This is a genomic window from Bacillus sp. LR--39, assembly GCF_053613335.1.
Genome location: NZ_JBSIOT010000394.1, coordinates 1 through 999 on the forward strand (window position 1 = coordinate 1; position 999 = coordinate 999).

Below are 999 nucleotides of genomic sequence, written 5' to 3' on the forward strand. Positions count from 1 at the left end.
TCTTCATCGTCATGCGGCTTGAGTTAAATTCTTTTGCAAGAGATACTTCATCAGGAATGGGCTGATCGATCGGATATACGTTATTTTTAATTCTATTTCTCATTTCATTTGCAATAATTTCGTATTTATTCATTGGCATCCTCCGGCAGCTGTTAGAGTCTGATATCACATAAGCTTTTACGGATATCATAAGTTCTTTTCCCTATTTCATCAATGTTGCGGATTTTCGTCATCTCTATTCGTTATGATGATTGCCGGAAGATCTTGACCTTTAGGAAAATCTAGAAACCGCTTTGCTCAGCAACCTTTTTGAACCATTTTCCGCTCTTTTTGACGGTTCTTTCTCCGTCTTTCTCAAGATTGACTGATACAAACCCATAGCGGTTTTTATAGGCATTTGTCCAAGACCAGTTGTCCATGAACGTCCATAAGTGATAGCCTTTTACGTTTGAGCCTTCCTGTATGGCGCGGTGAATCCATTTGAGGTGCTCTTTTATAAATTCAATCCGGTAATCATCTTGAATGATGCCTTGTTCATCTCTGAAGCGCTCTTCACCTTCAACCCCCATGCCGTTTTCAGAGATAAAACACTCGATGTTGCCGTAGTTTTCTTTTAAATTAATCAAAATATCATAAACGCCTTTTTCATAGATCTCCCAGCCGCGATGCGGATTCATTTTGCGGCCCGGCATGACGTAGGGATCAAAATACCTGTCCGGCAAAAAAGGAGCGTCGGGATTCGGAAGATGTTCTTTCGCTTTCACACGTCTCGGCTGGTAATAATTCACTCCCAACAGGTCAACCGTGTTCTTTTTGATGATGTCAAGATCTTCAGCGTTGTAATCAGGCATAAAGCCTTCATGCTTCAAAATGTCAACCAGCTCTTTTGGAAATTCGCCTTTGACAGATGGGTCTAAAAAGGATCTGTTAAAAAACGCGTCTGCGATTTCCCCGGCTTTTACATCCGCCGGATGGCTGCTTCTCGGGTATGATGGGGTC

General features: G+C 41.9%; 1 protein-coding gene and 1 pseudogene. Both read right to left on the bottom strand.

The window, feature by feature from the left end:
• Window positions 1-133 (bottom strand): GntR family transcriptional regulator (locus tag ACWHAR_RS23505; RefSeq protein WP_452088002.1); only part of this gene is annotated, 133 nt, incomplete at its 3' end.
• A 148-nt stretch (window positions 134-281) separates the two neighbouring features.
• Window positions 282-999 (bottom strand): annotated as a pseudogene (gmuD, locus tag ACWHAR_RS23510) (6-phospho-beta-glucosidase GmuD); the annotation flags it as partial.